Annotated in this window: 19 protein-coding genes and 1 pseudogene; 12 read left to right on the top strand and 8 right to left on the bottom strand. The window is 68.4% G+C overall.

Going from position 1 to position 20,587, the window contains the following annotated elements:
- The first annotated feature begins 93 nt into the window (after positions 1 to 93).
- Genes fliF through QZM67_RS27355 form a run of 6 tightly spaced genes read left to right on the top strand, consistent with a single transcriptional unit; the run spans position 94 to position 6,910 of the window.
- A complete protein-coding gene (gene fliF, locus QZM67_RS27380; protein ID WP_043184684.1) occupies positions 94 to 1,857 on the top strand; it encodes a flagellar basal-body MS-ring/collar protein FliF in 1,764 nt (587 codons plus the stop codon).
- Positions 1,847 to 2,842, top strand: a complete 996-nt coding sequence (gene fliG, locus QZM67_RS27375; RefSeq protein ID WP_043184685.1) for a flagellar motor switch protein FliG — start codon at positions 1,847 to 1,849, stop codon at positions 2,840 to 2,842. Before fliF ends, fliG begins: the two co-directional genes overlap by 11 nt.
- Positions 2,835 to 3,518, top strand: coding sequence for a flagellar assembly protein FliH (gene fliH, locus QZM67_RS27370; RefSeq protein WP_175026300.1), 684 nt, complete (start codon positions 2,835 to 2,837; stop codon positions 3,516 to 3,518). Before fliG ends, fliH begins: the two co-directional genes overlap by 8 nt.
- Positions 3,512 to 5,065 (top strand): flagellar protein export ATPase FliI, encoded by a 1,554-nt coding sequence (fliI, locus tag QZM67_RS27365; protein WP_301808207.1) that lies wholly within the window; start codon positions 3,512 to 3,514, stop codon positions 5,063 to 5,065. Before fliH ends, fliI begins: the two co-directional genes overlap by 7 nt.
- Positions 5,066 to 5,070: 5 nt before the next feature.
- On the top strand, positions 5,071 to 5,529 hold the full coding sequence (gene fliJ / locus QZM67_RS27360) for a flagellar export protein FliJ (RefSeq protein ID WP_043184690.1): 459 nt from the start codon (positions 5,071 to 5,073) through the stop codon (positions 5,527 to 5,529).
- A 31-nt stretch (positions 5,530 to 5,560) separates the two neighbouring features.
- Complete coding sequence (locus tag QZM67_RS27355) at positions 5,561 to 6,910, top strand: flagellar hook-length control protein FliK (protein WP_301808203.1); 1,350 nt, start codon at positions 5,561 to 5,563, stop codon at positions 6,908 to 6,910.
- Positions 6,911 to 6,937: 27 nt separating this feature from the next.
- On the opposite strand, the gene QZM67_RS27350 is transcribed toward QZM67_RS27355, so the two are convergent.
- Complete coding sequence (locus tag QZM67_RS27350) at positions 6,938 to 8,578, bottom strand: GMC family oxidoreductase (RefSeq protein ID WP_301808200.1); 1,641 nt, start codon at positions 8,576 to 8,578, stop codon at positions 6,938 to 6,940.
- Positions 8,579 to 9,075: 497 nt separating this feature from the next.
- Positions 9,076 to 9,333, bottom strand: coding sequence for a hypothetical protein (locus QZM67_RS27345; protein ID WP_301808197.1), 258 nt, complete (start codon positions 9,331 to 9,333; stop codon positions 9,076 to 9,078).
- A gap of 177 nt (positions 9,334 to 9,510) precedes the next feature.
- On the opposite strand from QZM67_RS27345, the gene QZM67_RS27340 reads away from it, so the two are divergent.
- Positions 9,511 to 10,953, top strand: a complete 1,443-nt coding sequence (locus QZM67_RS27340) for a coniferyl aldehyde dehydrogenase (RefSeq protein ID WP_301808195.1) — start codon at positions 9,511 to 9,513, stop codon at positions 10,951 to 10,953.
- A gap of 72 nt (positions 10,954 to 11,025) precedes the next feature.
- Here the strand turns inward: QZM67_RS27340 and QZM67_RS27335 are convergent, their stop codons facing one another.
- Positions 11,026 to 12,057: a serine/threonine protein kinase gene (locus tag QZM67_RS27335; RefSeq protein ID WP_175026295.1), complete on the bottom strand. Its 1,032-nt coding sequence runs from the start codon at positions 12,055 to 12,057 to the stop codon at positions 11,026 to 11,028.
- A 49-nt stretch (positions 12,058 to 12,106) separates the two neighbouring features.
- Entirely contained in the window at positions 12,107 to 12,319 is a 213-nt protein-coding gene (locus QZM67_RS27330) for a hypothetical protein (RefSeq protein ID WP_011353523.1), read from the bottom strand.
- A gap of 792 nt (positions 12,320 to 13,111) precedes the next feature.
- Between QZM67_RS27330 and QZM67_RS27325 the strand changes: the two genes are divergently transcribed.
- Together QZM67_RS27325 and QZM67_RS27320 are read left to right on the top strand one after the other, a co-directional pair.
- Complete coding sequence (locus QZM67_RS27325) at positions 13,112 to 13,993, top strand: DMT family transporter (protein WP_301808190.1); 882 nt, start codon at positions 13,112 to 13,114, stop codon at positions 13,991 to 13,993.
- Positions 13,994 to 14,296: 303 nt separating this feature from the next.
- Complete coding sequence (locus tag QZM67_RS27320) at positions 14,297 to 14,482, top strand: hypothetical protein (RefSeq protein WP_011353526.1); 186 nt, start codon at positions 14,297 to 14,299, stop codon at positions 14,480 to 14,482.
- 108 nt (positions 14,483 to 14,590) lie between these two features.
- Here QZM67_RS27320 and mgrA read toward each other — a convergent pair whose 3' ends face one another.
- Positions 14,591 to 15,634 carry an L-glyceraldehyde 3-phosphate reductase gene (gene mgrA / locus QZM67_RS27315; RefSeq protein ID WP_043184696.1) on the bottom strand — a complete coding sequence of 348 codons (1,044 nt, stop codon included), beginning with the start codon at positions 15,632 to 15,634 and terminating at the stop codon, positions 14,591 to 14,593.
- A 193-nt stretch (positions 15,635 to 15,827) separates the two neighbouring features.
- Here mgrA and QZM67_RS27310 point away from each other — a divergent pair, with 193 nt between their 5' ends.
- Positions 15,828 to 16,034 carry a DUF3185 family protein gene (locus QZM67_RS27310; protein WP_031399695.1) on the top strand — a complete coding sequence of 69 codons (207 nt, stop codon included), beginning with the start codon at positions 15,828 to 15,830 and terminating at the stop codon, positions 16,032 to 16,034.
- A 149-nt stretch (positions 16,035 to 16,183) separates the two neighbouring features.
- On the opposite strand, the gene QZM67_RS27305 is transcribed toward QZM67_RS27310, so the two are convergent.
- Positions 16,184 to 16,957: a phytanoyl-CoA dioxygenase family protein gene (locus tag QZM67_RS27305; RefSeq protein WP_301808183.1), complete on the bottom strand. Its 774-nt coding sequence runs from the start codon at positions 16,955 to 16,957 to the stop codon at positions 16,184 to 16,186.
- A 352-nt stretch (positions 16,958 to 17,309) separates the two neighbouring features.
- Here QZM67_RS27305 and QZM67_RS27300 point away from each other — a divergent pair, with 352 nt between their 5' ends.
- A complete protein-coding gene (locus tag QZM67_RS27300; protein WP_039353869.1) occupies positions 17,310 to 17,651 on the top strand; it encodes a hypothetical protein in 342 nt (113 codons plus the stop codon).
- A gap of 129 nt (positions 17,652 to 17,780) precedes the next feature.
- On the opposite strand, the gene metK is transcribed toward QZM67_RS27300, so the two are convergent.
- On the bottom strand, positions 17,781 to 18,968 hold the full coding sequence (gene metK, locus QZM67_RS27295; protein WP_043184698.1) for a methionine adenosyltransferase: 1,188 nt from the start codon (positions 18,966 to 18,968) through the stop codon (positions 17,781 to 17,783).
- 265 nt (positions 18,969 to 19,233) lie between these two features.
- Here metK and QZM67_RS27290 point away from each other — a divergent pair, with 265 nt between their 5' ends.
- A complete protein-coding gene (locus QZM67_RS27290) occupies positions 19,234 to 20,118 on the top strand; it encodes a lipid A biosynthesis lauroyl acyltransferase (protein WP_175026292.1) in 885 nt (294 codons plus the stop codon).
- 49 nt (positions 20,119 to 20,167) lie between these two features.
- On the opposite strand, the pseudogene QZM67_RS27285 reads toward QZM67_RS27290, so the two are convergent.
- Positions 20,168 to 20,362 (bottom strand): annotated as a pseudogene (locus tag QZM67_RS27285) (HigA family addiction module antitoxin); the annotation flags it as partial.
- Positions 20,363 to 20,587: the final 225 nt, after the last annotated feature.

Here is a 20,587-nt window from a genome sequence, read left to right as displayed (position 1 = left end):
GAGTCCGGCCCGGGTCACGATAATCGCATCGTGTCATTGTCCGCCCGCTCGTCCGAGCGAGCTCAGTCGTCCCGCTCCGGAGAAACTCGACGCATGGATTCGCAGGCCAACTCGCTGATCAACCCAGACGCCCGCGCGGGCCTCGCCAGCCCGGCGCCCGGCGCCGCCGCGGCCGCCGCGTTGCCGGGCGCGGGTGGCGCAGGCGCGGACTTCGGGCTTGGCGGCTTCGCGGAACGCATTCCCGGCATCTCGCGGATGAAGGGCAACCCGAAGCTGCCGTTCCTGATCGCCGTCGCGTTCGCGATCGCCGTGATCACCGCGCTCGTGCTGTGGAGCCGCGCGCCCGACTACCGCGTGCTGTACAGCAACCTGTCGGATCGCGACGGCGGCGCGATCATTGCCGCGCTCCAGCAGGCAAACGTTCCCTACAAGTTCGCCGATGCCGGCGGCGCGATCCTCGTGCCGTCGAACCAGGTGCATGAAACGCGCCTGAAGCTCGCCGCGATGGGGCTGCCGAAGGGCGGCTCGGTCGGCTTCGAGCTGATGGACAACCAGAAATTCGGCATCAGCCAGTTCGCCGAACAGATCAACTACCAGCGCGCGCTCGAAGGCGAGCTGCAGCGCACCATCGAATCGATCAACGCCGTGCGCGGCGCGCGCGTGCATCTCGCGATCCCGAAGCCGTCGGTATTCGTGCGCGACAAGGAAGCGCCGAGCGCGTCGGTGTTCGTCGACCTCTACCCGGGTCGCGTGCTCGACGAGGGCCAGGTGCAGGCGATCACGCGGATGGTGTCGTCCGGCGTGCCCGACATGCCCGCGAAGAACGTGACGATCGTCGACCAGGACGGCAACCTGCTGACCCAGACCGCGTCGGCATCCGGCCTCGACGCAAGCCAGCTCAAGTACGTGCAGCAGGTCGAGCACAACACGCAGAAGCGCATCGACGCGATCCTCGCGCCGATCTTCGGCGCGGGCAACGCGCGCTCGCAGGTCAGCGCGGACCTCGACTTCTCGAAGATCGAGCAGACGTCGGAAAGCTACGGCCCGAACGGCGTGCCGCAGCAGGCCGCGATCCGCAGCCAGCAGACCAGCAGCTCGACCGAACTCGCGCAGGGCGGCGCGTCGGGCGTGCCGGGCGCGCTGTCGAACACGCCGCCGCAGCCGGCATCCGCGCCGATCGTCGCCGGCAACGGCCCGAACGCGCCGCAGACGACGCCCGTGAGCGACCGCAAGGACCAGACGACCAACTACGAGGTCGACAAGACGATCCGCCATCTCGAACAGCCGATGGGCAGCGTGAAGCGGCTGTCGGTCGCGGTCGTCGTCAACTACCAGCCGGTCGCCGACGCGAAGGGCCACGTGACGATGCAGCCGCTGCCGCCCGCGAAGCTCGCGCAGGTCGAACAGCTCGTGAAGGACGCGATGGGCTACGACGAGAAGCGCGGCGACTCGGTGAACGTCGTGAACAGCGCGTTCTCGACCGTCAGCGACCCGTACGCCGACCTGCCGTGGTGGCGCCAGCCCGACATGATCGAGATGGCGAAGGAAGCCGCGAAGTGGCTCGGCATCGCGGCGGCCGCGGCGGCGCTGTATTTCATGTTCGTGCGCCCGGCGATGCGCCGCGCGTTCCCGCCGCCCGAACCGGCCGCGCCGGCGCTCGCCGCGCCGGACGATCCGGTCGCGCTCGACGGCCTGCCGGCACCGGTCAAGAACGAGGAACCCGATCCGATGCTGCTGGGCTTCGAAAACGAGAAGAACCGCTACGAACGCAACCTCGACTACGCGCGCACGATCGCCCGCCAGGATCCGAAGATCGTCGCGACCGTCGTGAAGAACTGGGTGTCCGATGAACGCTGAAGGCTTGACCAAGAGCGCACTGCTGCTGATGTCGATCGGCGAGGAAGAGGCCGCGCAGGTATTCAAGTTCCTCGCGCCGCGCGAGGTGCAGAAGATCGGCGCCGCGATGGCCGCGCTGAAGAACGTCACGCGCGAGCAGGTCGAGGACGTGCTGCAGGAATTCGCGAAGGAAGCCGAGCAGCACACCGCGCTGTCGCTCGACTCGAGCGAGTACATCCGCTCGGTGCTGACCAAGGCGCTCGGCGAGGACAAGGCCGGCGTGCTGATCGACCGCATCCTGCAGGGCAGCGACACGAGCGGCATCGAGGGCCTGAAATGGATGGACTCGGGCGCGGTGGCCGAACTGATCAAGAACGAGCATCCGCAGATCATCGCGACGATCCTCGTGCACCTCGACCGCGACCAGGCGTCCGAGATCGCGTCGTGCTTCGCCGAACGGCTGCGCAACGACGTGATGCTGCGGATCGCGACCCTCGACGGCATCCAGCCGGCCGCGCTGCGCGAGCTCGACGACGTGCTCACCGGCCTGCTGTCCGGCAGCGACAACCTGAAGCGCAGCCCGATGGGCGGCATCCGCACCGCGGCCGAGATCCTGAACTTCATGACGAGCGTGCATGAGGAAGGCGTGCTCGAGAGCGTGCGCCAGTACGACGCCGATCTCGCGCAGAAGATCGTCGACCAGATGTTCGTGTTCGAGAACCTGCTCGACCTCGAGGATCGCGCGATCCAGATGGTGCTCAAGGAAGTCGAGTCGGAAACGCTGATCATCGCGCTGAAGGGCGCGCCGCCGGCGCTGCGCCAGAAGTTCCTCGCGAACATGTCGCAGCGCGCGGCCGAACTGCTCGCCGAGGATCTCGACGCGCGCGGCCCGGTGCGCGTGTCCGAAGTCGAGACGCAGCAGCGCCGCATCCTGCAGATCGTGCGCAACCTGGCCGAGAGCGGCGCGATCGCGATCGGCGGCAAGGCGGAAGACGCGTATGTCTGATTCGGCGAGCGATCGCGCGGGCACCCTCACCGCGTACCAGCGGTGGGAGATGGCGTCGTTCGACCCGCCGCCGCCCCCGCCGCCGCCCGACGACGCGGCCGCGGCGGCCGCCGCGCTCGCCGAGGAACTGCAGCGCGTGCGCGACGCCGCGCACGCCGAAGGCCATGCGGCCGGCCACGTCGAAGGCCAGGCACTCGGCTACCAGGCCGGTTTCGAGCAGGGCCGCGAACGCGGCTTCGAGACCGGCCAGGCCGACGCGCGCGAACAGGCCGCGCAGCTCGCGGCGCTGGCCGCATCGTTCCGCGAGGCCGTGTCGACGGTCGAGCACGATCTGGCCGCCGACCTCGCGCAGCTCGCGCTCGACATCGCGCAGCAGGTCGTGCGCCAGCACGTGAAGCACGACCCGGCCGCGCTCGTCGCGGCCGTGCGTGACGTGCTCGCGGCCGAACCCGCGCTGTCCGGCGCACCGCATCTCGCGGTGAATCCGGCCGACCTGCCCGTCGTCGAAGCCTATCTGCAGGACGATCTCGATGCGCTCGGCTGGAACGTGCGCACCGACGCGTCGATCGAGCGCGGCGGCTGCCGCGCGCACGCCGCGACCGGTGAGGTCGACGCGACGCTGCCCACGCGCTGGCAGCGCGTCGCCGCCGCGATCGGCAAGGTGAGCACGTGGTGACGCGGCCGCCCGAGGCGCTCGCGCACGACGGCCTGACGCCGCTGGAGCGCGAACTCGCGCTCGCGTCGTTCGGCCCCGACGCCGCGCACGACACCGCACATGACACCACCCCGCACCGCACCGCTACGGCGGCCGACGCCTCCGGCGCCACGCCGCGCGCGCCACACAACCCGCATCTCGCGCACTGGCGCACCCACCTGAACGGGCTCGCCGCGCGCAGCCACCGCGCGCTGCCGCTGCGGCCGTGCGGGCGCCTCACGCGCGCGGCCGGCCTCGTGCTCGAGGCGATTGGGCTGCGCCTGTCGGTCGGCGCCGAGTGCACGATCGAACTGCCGCCCGGCAGCACGCTGCCGCACGCGGAAGCCGAAGTCGTAGGCTTCGCCGGCGATCGCCTGTTCCTGATGCCGACCACCGACGTCGCGGGCGTGCTGCCCGGCGCGCGCGTGTGGCCGCGCGAAAGCGCGCCCGTCACCGATCCGCTGGCGGGCGCCAAGCGCCTGCCGGTCGGCTGGGAGATGCTCGGGCGCGTCGTCGACGCGTCGGGCCGCCCGCTCGACGGCCTCGGCCCGCTCGCGTCGAAGGTCGACGCGCCGCTGTCGGCGCCGTCGATCAACCCGCTCGAGCGCGAACCGATCCACCACGTGCTCGACGTCGGCGTGCGCGCGATCAACGCGCTGCTCACCGTCGGTCGCGGGCAACGGATGGGCCTGTTCGCAGGCTCCGGCGTCGGCAAGTCGGTGCTGCTCGGCACGATGGCGCGCTACACCAGCGCGGAAGTGATCGTGATCGGGCTGATCGGCGAACGCGGCCGCGAAGTGAAGGAATTCATCGAACAGATCCTCGGCGAGGACGGGCTCGCGCGCTCGGTCGTCGTCGCGGCGCCGGCCGACGTGTCGCCGCTGCTGCGAATGCAGGGCGCGGCCTACGCGACGTCGCTTGCCGAGTATTTCCGCGACCAGGGCAAGCACGTGCTGCTGCTGATGGATTCGCTGACCCGCTACGCGATGGCGCAGCGCGAGATCGCGCTCGCAATCGGCGAGCCGCCCGCCACGAAGGGCTACCCGCCGTCGGTGTTCGCGAAGCTGCCCGCGCTCGTCGAGCGCACCGGCAACGGGCCGGAAGGCGGCGGCTCGATCACCGCGTTCTACACGGTGCTGACCGAAGGCGACGACCAGCAGGACCCGATCGCCGATTCGGCACGCGCGATCCTCGACGGCCACGTCGTGCTGTCGCGCGCGCTCGCCGAGGCCGGCCACTATCCGGCGATCGACATCGAGGCGTCGATCAGCCGCGCGATGACCGCGCTGATCGACGAAACGCATCTCGACCACGTCCGGCAGTTCAAGCAGATGCTGTCGCGCTACCAGCGCAATCGCGACCTGATCGCGGTCGGCGCGTACGCGCCCGGCCGCGACGCGCAGCTCGATCGCGCGATCGCACTCTACCCGCGCATCGAGGCGTTCCTGCAGCAGGGCTTTCGCGAATGCGCGCCGTTCGCGTCGAGCCTCGCCGGGCTCGATGCACTGTTCGACGCTTACGGAGGCTGATCCCGATGGCTCACGGCTTTCCCCTTCAGTTGCTGCTCGACCGCGCACAGGACGATCTCGACTCGGCCACGAAGCAGCTCGGCACCGCGCAGCGCGACCGCACCGCCGCCGCCGAGCAGCTCGACGCGCTGCTGCGCTACCGTGACGAATACCACGCGCGCTTCTCGCAATCCGCGCAGCACGGGATGCCGGCCGGCAACTGGCGCAATTTCCAGGCGTTCATCGACACGCTCGACACCGCGATCGCACAGCAGCGCAACGTGCTGGCCGCGGCCGAAGTCCGCATCGACGAAGCACGCCCGAACTGGCAACAGAAGAAGCGCACCGTCGGCTCGTTCGAAATCCTGCAGGCGCGCGGCGTGGCGCAGGAAGCGAAGCGCGACGCCCGGCGCGAACAGCGCGACGCCGACGAACACGCCGCGAAGATCCTGCGCATGCGGGCCGACGCGGCCCGTTCGTCGTAACCGCCCCCCGTATTCGAACGAGAGAACCGTCATGCCTCCCCTGCCTCTGCTCGGCGCGCTGCTCGACACCGCCGGCACCGTCCTCAAGGCCGCCCGCAGCTCGGGTTCGTCCGGCGCCGCCGGCAACGATGCCGCGACCGCCACGGCCGCCGTGCCGTTTGCGCAGTCGCTGAAGCAAAGCGTCATCACGCGTCGCGATGCGTTGCATTCGAGCGTGCCGGATGCGTCGACGAAACAGGCTTCGTCGAAGCCGGCCGCCGGCACGAAGCCGTCCGCAGCCGATGACGACGACACGACCGACGATACGACCACGAACGCCGCCAGCAACCCCGATGCCGCCGCGCTCGCGGCCGCTGCGGCCGTGCAGGCGCAACTGCAGGCGCGCACGGACAACGCGACGCCGGCCGATGCCGCCGCCGCTACCACGGCGCAAAAGACCGTCGTGTCCGGCCAGCCCGATGCCACGGCCACGCTGACGGATCACGCGGCCAGGGACGCGACCGCCCAGCCGGCCACACCGGCGTCGGGCCGCGATGCGTTGCAAACCGCGCTCGACAGGCTCACGGGCGGCTCGGGTGCGATCGCGATGCCCGCGACCGGCACGACGGCATCGGCCGCCGCATCAACCGCATCAACCGCATCGACCGGCACCACCGCCCCGCTGGCGCCGAAGGTGCCGACCTTCGAGCACACGCTCGCCGACGCGAAGGGCGCGCTCGCCACCCAGCAAACACCGGCGCAAGCCACCGCGCAGGCGCTGCAGGCCAACGCGAACGCGCAGTCGGGCGAGCAGCACGCGCTCGCGGCAGCCAGCGACGCGACCGATCCGGCCGCCAGCGCGACGCTCGCGGCCGGCGCCACGGCTGCGGCCGCGGCACAGGCGAACCTGCAGCTGTCGCCGGCCGCGGGAGCGATCACCGCCGCGAACGCGCACGTGCTCGCGCCGCACATCGGCACGCCGGACTGGACGGACGCGCTGAGCCAGAAGGTCGTGTTCCTGTCGAATGCGCACCAGCAGAGCGCCGAGCTGACGCTCAACCCGGCCGATCTCGGGCCGCTGCAGGTCGTGCTGCGCGTCGCGGACAACCACGCGCACGCGCTGTTCGTATCGCAGCACGCGCAGGTGCGCGACGCGGTCGAAGCCGCGCTGCCGAAGCTGCGCGAGGCCATGGAAGCGGGCGGGCTCGGGCTCGGCAGCGCGACCGTCAGCGACGGCGGCTTCGCGCAGCAGCAGAACCCGCAACAGACCTTCGCCGGCGGCCAGTCGTCGCGGCGCGGGAGCGGCGGATCGTCAGCCGTCGATGCACCGGTCGACGCTGCGCAATCCGCACCGGCCGCCGCGAGCGTGAGCCGCGCCGGCCTCGTCGATACGTTTGCCTGAGCATGGCTGCCGCCGTGTGCGCGCCGCTCAGCGGCCGTGCACGGCCGCGGCGGCCTCGCCGCGCGTCGCCGCGCCCTTGCGCGTCGCGACGATGAAGTCCGCCGCACGTTCGCCGATCATCACCGACGGCGCATTCGTGTTCCCGCCGACCAGCGTCGGCATCACCGACGCATCCACCACGCGCAATCCTTCGACGCCGCGCACGCGCAGTTGCGGATCGACGACCGCGCGCGCGTCCGAACCCATCCGGCAGGTGCCGACCGGGTGATAGATCGTGTCGGCATGCTCAACGATCGTCTTGCGCAGTTCCGCTTCGCTCTGGTCGGCCCGCGTGTACAGCTCGCGCCCGCCCTGCGACGCGAGCGGCGCCTGCGACAGGATCCTGCGCATCGCCTGCGTGCCGCGCACGAGCAGGTCGAGATCGCGCGCATCGCTGAAGAAGCGCGGATCGATCAGCGGGGCGTCGCGCGCATCGCCGCTCGCAAGCGCCACCGTGCCGCGGCTGAACGGCCGCAGCGCGCACACGTGCAGCGAATAGCCGAAGCCCCAGTGCATCTTGCGGTTGTGGTCGTCCACGAGCGCCGTGCAGAAATGCAGCTGCAGGTCGGGACGTTCGAGCGACGGATCGCTCTTGATGAAGCCGCCGGCCTCCGCGACGTTGCTCGTCATCATCCCGGTGCGGCTCGAGAAATAGCGCGCGAGCGCGGGCGTCATCTTCGCGATCCCGCGCAGGCACACGCCGACCAGCTCCGACGAATTCACGCGCGTATTGATGATGAAGTCGATATGGTCGATCAGGTTCGTGCCGACGTCCGGCGCATCCTGCACGACCGCGATCCCGTGCCGGCGCAGCTGCTCCGCCGGGCCGATCCCCGAACACATCAGCAGTTGCGGCGAATTGAACGCGCCGGCCGACAGGATCACTTCCGCGCGCGCGTCGAGCGTCTCGACGCGCCCGTTGCGCGCAACCGCGACGCCGGCCGCACGCTTGCCGTCGAACACGACGCGCAGCACCGTCGCATCGGTGATCACGTGCAGGTTCGGCCGGTTGCGGCCGTATATGTACGCGCGGGCGACGCTGCAGCGCGAGCCGTCGCGGTGCGTGACCTGATAGAAGCCGACGCCTTCCTGCGTCGCGCCATTGAAGTCGTCGTTCAGCGGATAGCCGGCCGCGTGCGCGGCCTGGATGAATCGTTCGGAGAACGGATTGCGAAAGCGCAGATCCGACACCGACAGCGGGCCGTCCGCACCGTGCCACGCATCGGCGCCGCGCGCGTTGCCTTCCGCGCGACGGAAATACGGCAGCACGTCCTGCCAGCCCCAGCCCGTCGCGCCGAGCTGCGCCCACTCGTCGTAGTCACCCGGGTGGCCGCGCGTGTAGATCATCGCGTTGATCGCGCTCGAGCCGCCCATCCCGCGCCCGCGCGGCTGGTAGCCGCGCCGCCCGCCGAGGCCCGGCTGCGGCACCGTTTCGTAGCCGTAGTTCGTGCCGAGCTTGAACGGCACCAGCGCCGCGATGCCGACCGGCATGTTGACGAGCAGATTGCGCTCCGTATGCGAGCCGGCCTCGATCAGCGCGATCGTCGCATCGGGGCAGGCATCGGCGAGACGGCCTGCCAGGCTCGACCCGCCCGAACCGCCGCCGACGATGATGTAGTCGTATTGCATGTCACGTCTCCGTCGTGTCATGGAAGGCGCCCGGCACCGCCGCGCGACCGCGTCCCCTCTTTGGGGGGTCTGTTTGCAGATGGAACACGCATGCGAATGCCCGAAATCGCTCGGAGGGCAAGCAGCGAGGAGCGCCGTTTGCGCCTTGCCAAACGCCCCGAAGGAAGTCCCCTTGGGGGACAAGCGACGAGCGACGCCGCCATACGGGCGATTTCGGGCATTCCCGTGACATGATTTTTTAATTTGGCGTTGCCATCTGCAAACAGACCCTCGGCGCATTGTAGGAATGGCCGTCGCGCGCGCGGCGTGCGGATTCAAGAGCGATTCCTCTAAACGCCCGCGTGAACTAAATTTAAGATGTACCGATTCGCTTTGCGCGACGCGCCGGCCTCGAGAAGCCGATCCGCCGCGAAACAGGTGTGACGACGATGCAGCGCCAGGTTCTGCAGGCTGCGTGCCGACCGGGTTGTCCGGATGCGATGCGCGCAGCCCGCATTTCATTTCAAACGGCTACCCGCGCAGGGATGCGCGGCGTCATGCGCGCAGTCGATCGAAATCGAACGGCGCGTGTCGTTGCCGACCGTTTGGATGGTTTGTCGCTGCGGCGGCACGATGCGCGGCGGCATGGTTTGAAGGACCTGTCGCGCCGCCCCGCTTCGGTGCACCGTCAGGCAGTCGCACCGCAGCGTCGCGCGCCCGGTAACAGTCGCATCGCGCTGCATGCAGATGCGCCGCGACACGGTTTCCGGATGCACACACCGTCGCGTGGATGCGACGCCCGCGGCACGCGGCAACCGGTTTTCGAGCACACGTCGCATCCGGCCCCGCGCCGCGCGACACGCACCACCCCGATCCGCGTCGCCGCGCTCGCCGAGCGTGCGCGCGCGGCGTGACGGCCGGCCGACCAGCCAGGCCCAACTGGAGGAGACGACATGAAGAACGACCTGCCCGAACTGGCCCCGCAAGCGCTGCCGTCGGTCGATGCACTGACGGCGCTGCTGCGCGACCAGCGCGCGGCCTACCTGCGCGCGCCGTACCCGGCATGGGAAACGCGCGTGCAGCACCTGCGCGCGCTGCGCACGATGCTGATCGACCATGCGGACGCGCTCGCCGAAGCGATCAGTGCCGATTTCGGTCATCGCGCGAAGCAGGAAGTGCTGCTGTCGGAAATCTGGATGGCGAAGGAAGAGATCGACGACGCACTCAAGCACGGCAAGCGCTGGATGAAGCCGATGCGCAAGCCGATGAACAAGTGGCTACGCCCGGCGCGCGCGAAGGTGATTCCGCAACCGCTCGGCGTGGTCGGCATCGTCGTGCCGTGGAACTATCCGGTGCTGCTCGCGGCCGGCCCGCTGATCTGCGCGCTCGCGGCCGGCAACCGCGCGATCATCAAGATGTCCGAACTGACGCCGCGCACGTCGGCGCTGTTCGAGCAGCTCATTGCCAAGACCTTCACGCGCGACCACGTCGCGGTCGTGAACGGCGATGCGGAAGTGGGCGCCGCGTTCAGCGGGCTGCCGTTCGATCATCTGCTGTTCACTGGCTCGACGCACGTCGGCCGCCACGTGATGCGCGCGGCCGCCGACAACCTCACGCCCGTCACGCTCGAACTCGGCGGCAAGTCGCCGGCGATCGTCGGCCCGAACGCGCGCTTCGATGCGGCCGTCGACGCGATCGTCGCGGGCAAGACGCTGAACGCGGGCCAGACCTGCATCGCGCCCGACTACGTGCTGCTGCCGCGCGGGATGGAAGCCGCCTTCATCGAACGCGCGCGCGCTCGATTCGCGAAGATGTATCCCGACCTGTCGGCCAACGGCGACTACACGACGATCGTGTCGCCGCGCCACTACGCCCGGCTGCAGCAGCTCGCGAGCGACGCGCAGGCGGCCGGCGCGCAACTGCATCCGCTGTCCGACGCGCAATCCGATCCCGCGTCGCGCCGCTTCGTGCCGTGCGCGGTCACGCACGTGCCGGCAGCGTCGCAGCTGATGCAGGAGGAAATCTTCGGGCCGCTGCTGCCGCTCGTGCCGTACGAACGGCTCGACGAAGCGATCGCATACGTGAATGCACGCCCGCGTCCGCTCGCGCTCTACCTGTTCGACGAGGACGGCGGCACGATCGACCGCGTGATGCGCGAAACGATCTCGGGCGGCGTGTCGATCAACGAAACGCTGATGCACATCGCGTGCGGCAGTTTGCCGTTCGGTGGTGTCGGGGCGAGCGGCATGGGCGCGTATCACGGCTACGACGGCTTCGTGACGTTCTCGAAGATGAAACCGGTGCTCACGCAGGCGCGCCTGAACGCGCGCAACCTGCTCACGCCGCCGTACGGCAAGCGCTTCGCCGCGCTGATCAAGCTGATGCTGAAGTTCTGAGTGGAACGGGCCGCGCGCATCGCGCGGCGGCCCGCACCGGCACGCCGCGCGGCGAGGGTGCCGCGCGCGCCGTCACACGGGCCAGAGCGGCCCTTCCTGCATCGCGCCGATCTGCTCGCGCAACTCGAGCACGCGCGCTTCCCAGTAACGATGCGTGTTGAACCACGGGAACGCGGCCGGAAATGCGGGATCGTCCCAGCGTCGCGCGAGCCATGCCGCGTAATGGATCAGCCGCAGCGTGCGCAGCGCTTCGACGAGATGCAGCTCGCGCGGCTCGAATTCGCAGAAATCCTCGTAGCCGGCCAGCAGGTCCGCCAGCGCACGCGACGCGCCTTCGCGATCGCCCGGCAGCAGCAGCCACAGGTCCTGGATCGCGGGCGCCATCCGGCTGTCGTCGAAGTCGACGAAGTGCGGGCCGGCATCGGTCCACAGCACGTTGCTCGGATGACAATCGCCGTGCGTGCGCAACAGGCGGATCTCGCCCGCCCGCTCGAACGCGGCCTCGACGCCTTCGAGCGCGAGCGTCACGGCCGTCTCGTATGCGGGCCGCACATCGTCCGGAATGAAATCGTGCGCGAGCAGGTAGTCGCGCGGCTCGTAGCCGAACGTCTTGATGTCGAGCACGGGGCGCGCGACATACGGCTGCGTCGCGCCGACCGCATGGATCCGGCCGATGAAGCGGCCCAACCATTCGAGCGTGTCGCTGCGATCGAGATCGGGCGCGCGGCCGCCGCGCCGCTCGAAGATCGAGAAGCGGAAACCGTCGAACGCGTGCAGCGTCCGGCCTTCGAATGCGCGCGCGGGCACCGCCGGAATCTCGCGCGCGGCGAGTTCGGTGACGAACGCGTGCTCTTCGAGGATCGCTTCGTCCGACCAGCGTGCCGGACGGTAGAACTTCGCGACGACCGGCGGGCCGTCTTCGATGCCGACCTGATACACGCGATTTTCGTAGCTGTTGAGCGCAAGCAGGCGCCCGTCGGTGCGCAGGCCGGCCGGCATCAGCACGCTGTCGAGCGCGTCGAGCACGCACTCGGGCGTGAGTCCGGCGAACGGCGGGCCGGCGGGAGAAGCGGGAGCGGAAGTGACGTCTTTCATGCCCCGCATTGTGCCGCCAGCCGGGCCGAAAGACGAGCGCCCGGTGCGGTGGTTGCGCTTAGTGGAGCGCCGCGCCGGCCGGCAGCACGGATTCGCCGGTGTCGATCAGGTCCTCGAGAAAGAACGGCTCGGTGTTGAGTTCCTTCGACTCGCCCGGTACGCCCGCGTACCAGGTCACCATGGCCATGTCGCCCAGGACGCGCTGGACGATGCCGCGCGCGCCCTTCGGCACCGCGATATGGGTAGTGCAGACAATCGACCCGACATGCATGATGGTTCCCCACTCTTGAATCTTGAAACCCGGCCCGCTGGGGGCCGGCAAATGCACGATCCGCGCGCTCTCGACGGAGCGTTGCGCGTAATCCCATTGTTCACGGTTTATCGAAGCACGAAAAGAAGAAGACGCAGGCGAAGTGCCGCGAATTCGTCGAATGTCTCCAATCAACCACTGCGCCGGGCAGGCGCTTGCCTGCCCGGTTACCCCCATCATACCCTGTCGAATGTGACTGCCCGCCGAATCCCCGGCATCACCGCGGCGCGCACGTGACGGACGTCCCGCGCGCATCGTGGGCCCGGTGCCGGTTCGCCAGGCAATTTCGCGCGACTGGCGGCGGCGGTTGCCGAACTGCACTGCGCCGTCATCGCCTTGCCCCCTGCATCGAGCGCGGCCACCGCAGCGACCGTTGCGCACGCATCGCCCTTCATCATGCGATGCCACGCGACAGGTGTTGCGTCCGATGCCGGCCTTGCGTTACCTTTGATGCTCATTCGCGTTCAAGCGCATTCCGACACGATGCATCCGCTCACGTCCGCCCTTGCAAAATCCCGGCCGCAGTTCGACTCGCGGCCGCAGGCGTGCGCGCATCCGTCGGTTCTTCCTCCTCCTGTCGCACCGCCGCTCGTCGGCGCCGCGCCGCCCCCTCCGGCGGCACGCGCCGGCTGACCAGCCGGCTTCCGTTTCGTCTTCCATTCGCCCGCGGGCCTGCCTTCGTGCGTCGTGACGCACGGCGTATTGCTGCGCGCACGGATGGAACGTTCCGATCCGTTCGACAGGTGGATTCACATGGTTTCGTTCAAACGCGCGCTCGCCGCGCATGGCGCGACGTCGCTCTTCGTGCTGCTGTGGAGCAGCGGCGCGATCTTCGCTGAACTCGGTCTGCGTCACGCATCCGCGTTCGTCTTTCTCACCGCACGCTTCGCACTGGCATCGCTCGTGCTGCTCGGGCTGGCCTTCATGCGAAAACGCTGGCTGCCGCCGCGCGGCGAGCGGCGCATGGCCGCACTGACCGGCTTGCTGATGATGGGCGGCTATTCGATCTTCTACCTGCTCGCGCTCGAACGCGGGATCGCGCCGGGCGTGCTCGCGACGATCCTCGGCGTGCAGCCGATCCTCACGCTCGCGATCGTCGAGCGGCGCTGGCAGCCCGTGCGCATCGCGGGGCTCGCGCTGTCGCTGGCCGGCCTCGCGCTCGTCGTGTTCCGCGGCACCGGGGACGGCGGCCTGTCGCTCGCGGGCATCGCGTGCGCGCTCACCGCGCTCGTCGCGCTGACCGCCGGCTCGCTGCTGCAAAAGCGCGTGCGGGCGGCGCCCGCCGACGTGCTGCCGCTGCAGAATGCGATCGGCCTCGCACTGTGCGTGGCGATCGTGCCGTTCCGGCCGGTGTCGTTCGACATGAGCTGGTCATTCGTGATCCCGCTGCTATGGCTCGGCATCGTGATTTCGGTGATCGCGCAACTGTTGTTCTACCGGTTGATGCAGCGCGGCGATCTCGTCAACGTGACGAGCCTGTTCTATCTCGTGCCCGTCGTCACCACGCTGATGGATGCCGCGTGGCTCGGCAACCGGCCCGAGCCGCTCGCACTTGCCGGCATGGGCGCGATCGTCGCGGGGCTCGCGCTCGTGTTCCGCGCGCCGGCCGCCCGCGTGCAACCCGACCGCGCATGAGCGGGCGTGCCGCCGCGCCCGCGGGTGCGGCGGCACGCATCGGACACATACGACGATTCCGCAACAATCGAAAGGGGCGGGAAAGATACGTGCAAGGCATTCGTCCAACTTGCGGGAAAAATGCGTGATTCGCGGGGCTTTCCGCTGATTTTTTAATGGTTCGGATAGCGAAAAGCACTGCGGGTTGCCTATACTCGAACTGACCGCCCCGCTCGCAATCGGGTCGGACCAATACTAGAAACACCCGGCATGGGGCCGGAGCAAGCGCGCCAGCGCCCACTCCGGTCGACCTTGGAGACACGCATGACGACCTACTTCACGATCGGCGACTTCATCCTGTTGATTCCGATGGCGCTGGCCGGAGCGCTATTTCTCGGCGCGGTGCCGTGCGCAACCGAATTCCGCCACAACCTGCTGCGCGTGCTGGGCGTCATCCTCGGCGTCGGCGTCGCGGTATTGCTCGTCGAAGGCCTGCCTGCGCTGATCTAGCGGCGCAATCCGTGCGTGGCGCGCATCGCTGCATTGCAGCGATGCGATGTGCTGCGCGCAAGCCATCGCTACGGCACGCGATGTTTCGCATGCCGTAGCGTCTGCCGGTCAGATCGCCTGATCGGTGGACGGCTTTTCCCACAGATTGATGCCGCCTTCCGTCGCGTAACGATCGATCTCCGCGAGTTCGTCCGCCGAGAACTCGAGGTTCTTCAGCGCGCCGACGTTTTCACGCACCTGCTCCGCGCGGCTCGCGCCGATCAGCGCAGACGTCACGCGGCCGTTGCGCAGCACCCATGCGAGCGCCATCTGTGCGAGGCTCTGCCCGCGCCGTTCGGCGATCGCGTTGAGCTTGCGCACATGGTCGAGATTGTCCGCGCTCAGGTGATCCTGCTTCAGCGAGCCGCCGCCCGGCTTGTTCACGCGCGCGTCGGCCGGCACGCCGTTCAGGTACTTCGACGTGAGCAGCCCCTGCGCGAGCGGCGTGAACGCGATGCTGCCCGTGCCGATCTCGTCGAGCGTACCGAGCAGTTCCGTTTCGACCCAGCGGTTCAGCAGGTTGTACGACGGCTGGTGGATCAGCAGCGGCACCTTGTACTGCGCGAGCAACTCGGCCATCTCGCGCGTCTTCGCCGCCGAATACGACGAAATGCCGATGTAGAGCGCCTTGCCCTGCTGCACGGCCGACGCGAGCGCGCCCGCCGTTTCCTCGAGCGGCGTGTGCGCGTCGAAGCGATGCGAATAGAAGATGTCGACGTAGTCGAGCCCCATCCGCTGCAGGCTCTGGTCGAGGCTCGCGAGCACGTACTTGCGCGACCCGCCGCCGCTGCCGTACGGCCCCGGCCACATGTCCCAGCCGGCCTTGGTCGAGATCAGCAGCTCGTCTCGATACGGCCGGAAATCCTCTTTCAGCAGCCGGCCGAAGTTGGTTTCGGCGCTGCCGTACGGCGGCCCGTAGTTGTTCGCGAGGTCGAAGTGGTTGATGCCGAGGTCGAACGCGGTGCGCAGGATCTCGCGCTGCGTCGAGATCGGCGTCGAGTCGCCGAAGTTGTGCCACAGGCCGAGCGACAGCGCGGGCAGTTTGAGCCCGGATTTGCCGCAGGTGCGGTATTGCATGTCGGCATAACGTTCGGAAGCTGCTTCGTAGGCCATGAGTCGGTTCCGTCAGGACATCGGGGAAAGGGACGTGCGCCGGCCGCGCACACGGCGCGGCGGCGGCGAAAGAGTCATACGACGACTATGGTAGCGAAAGCGGCCGAAACACGCACGGCGGCACGGCGATGGACGCAGCCGCAGTCGTCGCCTACACTGCGGCGTCTCGAATCATCGTTTCAGCGAGGTTGGTATGTCCCGGGTCATCTCGGTTGCGCTGCTCGTCGGCGGCGTCGTGCTGCTGTATTTCGGCGGCCAGTCGTTCCATTCGATCAACGACAACGTGTCGCGCTTCTTCACCGGTTCGCCCGCGACGAAGACGATCCTGCTGATCGCAGGCGGCGCCGTCGCATCGTTCATCGGCCTGATCGGCCTCGCGATGCCGGGCGGCAAGCGCTGAGCGCACAGCCGCGCGACCCGCGAACGGCCCGCGTCGCACGATCGGGCCGCGCCAAACGAAACGGGCGGCCAGGCCGCCCGTTGTTCCATTCGCCCGCGATGCGCCGCATCGCGTAACCGCGGCGGTGTCGCCGCCCGTCCGCTCCGAACCTAGAACGGCACTTCCTGCTTCGCCGCCGAGCGCGTGCCGGGCAGCGGCCGGTTGCTCGCGCCGTGATAGGTGTACACGAGCGAGAACTTCACCTGGTCGGAACGGTTCTGCCCGGCCGAATGCAGCGTGTTGCTGTGGAAGAACACGACGTCGCCCGTCCGCAGCGACGGGCACGTGGCCGCATCGATCATTTTCTTGTTCGCCGGCAGGTCGCTGCGGAAGAACTTCGCATCGTCGAACGCTTCAGGCCCGAATTCAGCCGTATGCGACCCCGGTACGAGCCACAGCGCGCCGTTCTCGTTCGTTTCCGGCCCGAGCGCGAGCCACACCGACACCATGTCCGGACGCTCGAACGACCAGTAGCGGAAATCGCGATGCCAGCCGGTCAGGCTGCCGTACGCGGGGTGCTTCGTCATCATGCAGTTGTGATGCGCGCGCGACAGCACCGGTTCTTCACCGAAATACTCGCGCATCCACGCACCGATTTCGGGGGCGATCGCCCGCTCGGCGAAAGCCGGATCGCGCGAGTACGCATCGAGCAGCCGACGCACCGTATGCCCGCCCGGTGCATGCTTGGATTCGGGCGCGCCCGGATAGCGCAGGTCCGCCTCGAACTCGATCGGCTCGGCAGCCTCCCGCAACTGGCGCTCCGCAACCTGCCTGAGCGCCGCGCACTGTGCCTCGCCGACGAGGCCACGCGCGACGACGAAGCCGCGCTCGCGCAATTCCGCGACTTGCGCGCGGATCGATTCCGACTGCAATGGAGACGACATGGGATGCCAGACGTTTATTGTGTGAATGTGACGATTGTAAATCGGCGCCGGATGCCGCGAACAGCACCATTATCGTGCGCAGGGGCATGCCAATCGATGATTTGATCCGGCTCAAGGGAACTGTGCGGCGCGGCGCTGGCCTCACCGACAGGCGGTATGCGGCACACGCCTTGTGGCACAAGGGTTTATCGCGACTTTTGCCCGTCATGAATCCCCTGTAGCCTGTCGCGGCCTGTCAATTCTGGCGGGCGCGGCGCGCAGCGAGTTTCGGTAAGATCCGTTGCGCCATCCGAGGCCGTTCATACCAGTGCGCTCTCAAGGGCGCCATCCATACAAGCGAAGCATCGTTCACATGCCATTCCGTCTGACTTCCCGTCTCAGCCGCGCTGCGAAGCGCGTTGTGCCGCCCGCTCCTGCCCGCTCGCTGCGCCATCACCGCGCACGCACGCAGGCGCTGGCCGAGCGTACGCCCGCACACAGCCGGCTGGACGGTATCCGTGCGTGGTTCCACGCATTTTTCTCGATGATGAGCGCGCAGGCGTTCTCGCGCCGTGCCGGCCTGCGCTCGCTGCTGCAGAAGCCGTCGTCGCTGCGCGCGCTCGCGCTGCGACGCACGCTCGGCCCGCAGCGCCGCGTCAACCGCCCGCGCCGCCTCGCGGCCAGCAACGGCTGGTTCGGGTTCGGCGCGCGCTGAGCACGCCGGCGGGCACCGCGCGCGACGATCGCCGTCGCGCTACGGCCCGCTTGTCCGATTGCCACGGCGATCGGAACCCATAAAAAAACCCCGGCTTGGCCGGGGTTTTTCATTTCAGGCGAATGACGCTTACGCGACGCGTGCCGTCGGCTCGACGCCGGCCGCTTCGGCCAGGGCGAGCGCCTTGTCGGTCGCTTCCCACGAGAATTCCGGCTCTTCGCGGCCGAAGTGGCCGTAAGCAGCGGTCTTCTCGTAGATCGGACGCAGCAGGTCGAGCATCTTGATGATGCCCTTCGGACGCAGGTCGAAATGCTCGCGCACGAGCTTCGTGATCACCGCATCCGACACGCGGCCCGTGCCGAACGTGTTGACCATCACCGAGGTCGGCTCGGCCACGCCGATCGCGTACGACACCTGGATCAGCGCGCGCGATGCGAGGCCCGCGGCGACGATGTTCTTCGCGACGTAACGGCCTGCGTACGCAGCCGAACGGTCGACCTTCGACGGATCCTTGCCCGAGAACGCGCCGCCGCCGTGCGGTGCGGCACCGCCGTACGTGTCGACGATGATCTTGCGGCCGGTCAGGCCGCAATCGCCCTGCGGGCCGCCGATCACGAACCGGCCGGTCGGGTTCACCAGGAACTTGATGTCGCCCTTGATCAGGTCGGCCGGCAGCGTCGGCTTGATGATTTCCTCGATCACGGCTTCGCGCAGCGCCGGCAGCTCGATGTCCGGTGCGTGCTGCGTCGACAGCACGACGGTGTCGATCGAATCGGGCTTGCCGTCGACGTAGCGGATCGTTACCTGCGACTTCGCGTCCGGGCGCAGCCATTGCAGGCGGCCATCGCGGCGCAGGCTGGCCTGGCGCTCGACGAGACGGTGCGACAGGTGGATCGGCAGCGGCATCAGTTCCGGCGTTTCGTCGCACGCGTAACCGAACATCAGACCCTGGTCGCCCGCGCCCTGGTCGAGGTTGTCGTCGTGTGCGCGATCGACGCCCTGGGCGATGTCCGGCGACTGCTTGTCGTAGGCGACGAGCACCGCGCAACCCTTGTAGTCGATGCCGTAGTCGGTGTTGTCGTAGCCGATGCGCTTGATCGTGTCGCGCGCGATCTGGATGTAGTCGATGTTGGCCGTCGTGGTGATTTCACCGGCCAGCACGACGAGACCCGTGTTGCACAGCGTTTCCGCCGCAACGCGGGAATACTTGTCTTGCTCGAGGATGGCGTCGAGAATCGCGTCCGAGATTTGGTCCGCGACCTTGTCCGGATGGCCTTCGGAGACGGATTCGGACGTGAAGAGATAATCGTTTGCCACTTTTTCAGGCTCCTGTGTGGTTACGGTCGGTTTCACGTAGCCAGCTTCGTTGGGCCTGAAGCGGCGACGCTTTAGCGGATTACCAGGACCGGGCAGCGCGTGTAACGCTAGCCGGCTTCGCCCCGCAAGTTGTCAGTTAACTCGGCGAAGCCCGTATTATAGCGGCTTTCCTGAATTGTCACAGAGCGCCGCCCGTGCTGCATCTTCCGCTGTCTTACCCACCTGTTCGCAACGCGCCGGCCAGCCGGTTCCACGGAGGTTTCGCATGCTAGGTCGTCTAGCCACGCACCTCGCCATCGGCTTGCTGAAACTGCTCGCCCTGTTGCCGTACGGCCTGACCGCACGGTTCGGCGATGGTCTCGGCTGGCTGCTCTACAAGATCCCCAGCCGGCGAAAGCGCATCGTACACACCAATCTGAAACTCTGCTTCCCGGACTGGAGCGAAGAGCGCCGCGAGGAAGTCGCCGGGCAGCATTTCCGCCATGCGATCCGCAGCTACGTCGAGCGCAGCTACCAGTGGTTCGCGTCGGAAGCCACCTATCGCAAGCTGTTTACGGTCGAGAGCGAGATCGACCTCACCGATCCGGACATGCCGCCGACGCTGCTGCTCGGTTTCCATTTCGTCGGCATCGAGGCCGGTTCGATGGCGATCAATCTCGCACTCGACCGGGTGTGCGGCTCACTCTACACGCCGATGAAGAGCCCGGAACTCGAAGCCGCGGCCAAAGCCGGCCGCAGCCGCTTCGGCGCGGAACTCGCGAGCCGGGCCGACAGCGCGCGTACCGTGCTGCGCTGGCTGCGCGACCGCAAGCCGGTCATGCTCGGCGCCGACATGGACTACGGGCTGCGCAACTCGACGTTCGTGCCCTTCTTCGGCGTACCGGCCTGCACGCTGACGGCCGTCGGCCGGTTCGCAAAGACGGGCCACGCGCAGGTCGTGCCGTTCATCGGCGAGGTGCTGCCGAACTACAAGGGCTATCGTCTGAAGGTATTCAAGCCGTGGGATCACTACCCGACCGGCGACGACGATCTCGACGCGCGGCGGATGAACGAATTCCTCGAGGAACAGATCCCGCTGATGCCCGAGCAGTACTACTGGGTCCACAAGCGCTTCAAGACGCGCCCGCCCGGCGAGCCGAGCCTGTACTGAGTTCGAACCCGCGGGCACGCCGTCAAAGGCGCGCCCGCACCCTCGCCACCTACGGCACGCCGCGCGTGCGCACCTGCCAGAGATCGTAGGCCGACTGCTGCGCGAGCCAAAGATCCGCCCTCCCGCCGTTTTCCTCCCCCAGCCACGCTTCGAGCCGGAGCGCCATTTCCGGCGAGATACCTGCATGGCCGTGCAGGATCCGCGACAGCGCGGCGCGCGTCACACCGAACTGCGCGCCGGCATCGCCTCCGCCGCGACCGTGCCCGCTACACCGCGCCAATTTGTCCGCTCTTCGCGTCTCCGACCAGTCGACCGCTCGACCGCTCGACCGGTGCCGCCCGAGCGGACCACGCGAAACGCCCGCCCGCGCGGGACGCCCCTGTCGGCTGCATGTATCATTTGCGGTTGAGATCAGCACGACGAACGACGCCGCCCCGCATGGCGCGGCATCGCGCGCGCCGCGCTGACC

Source organism: Burkholderia sp. AU45251, assembly GCF_030482905.1.
Classification (GTDB): Bacteria; Pseudomonadota; Gammaproteobacteria; order Burkholderiales; family Burkholderiaceae; genus Burkholderia; species Burkholderia aenigmatica.
The sequence above is the reverse complement of the archived record's forward strand: the minus strand, read 5'-3'. Positions and strand labels throughout refer to the sequence as shown.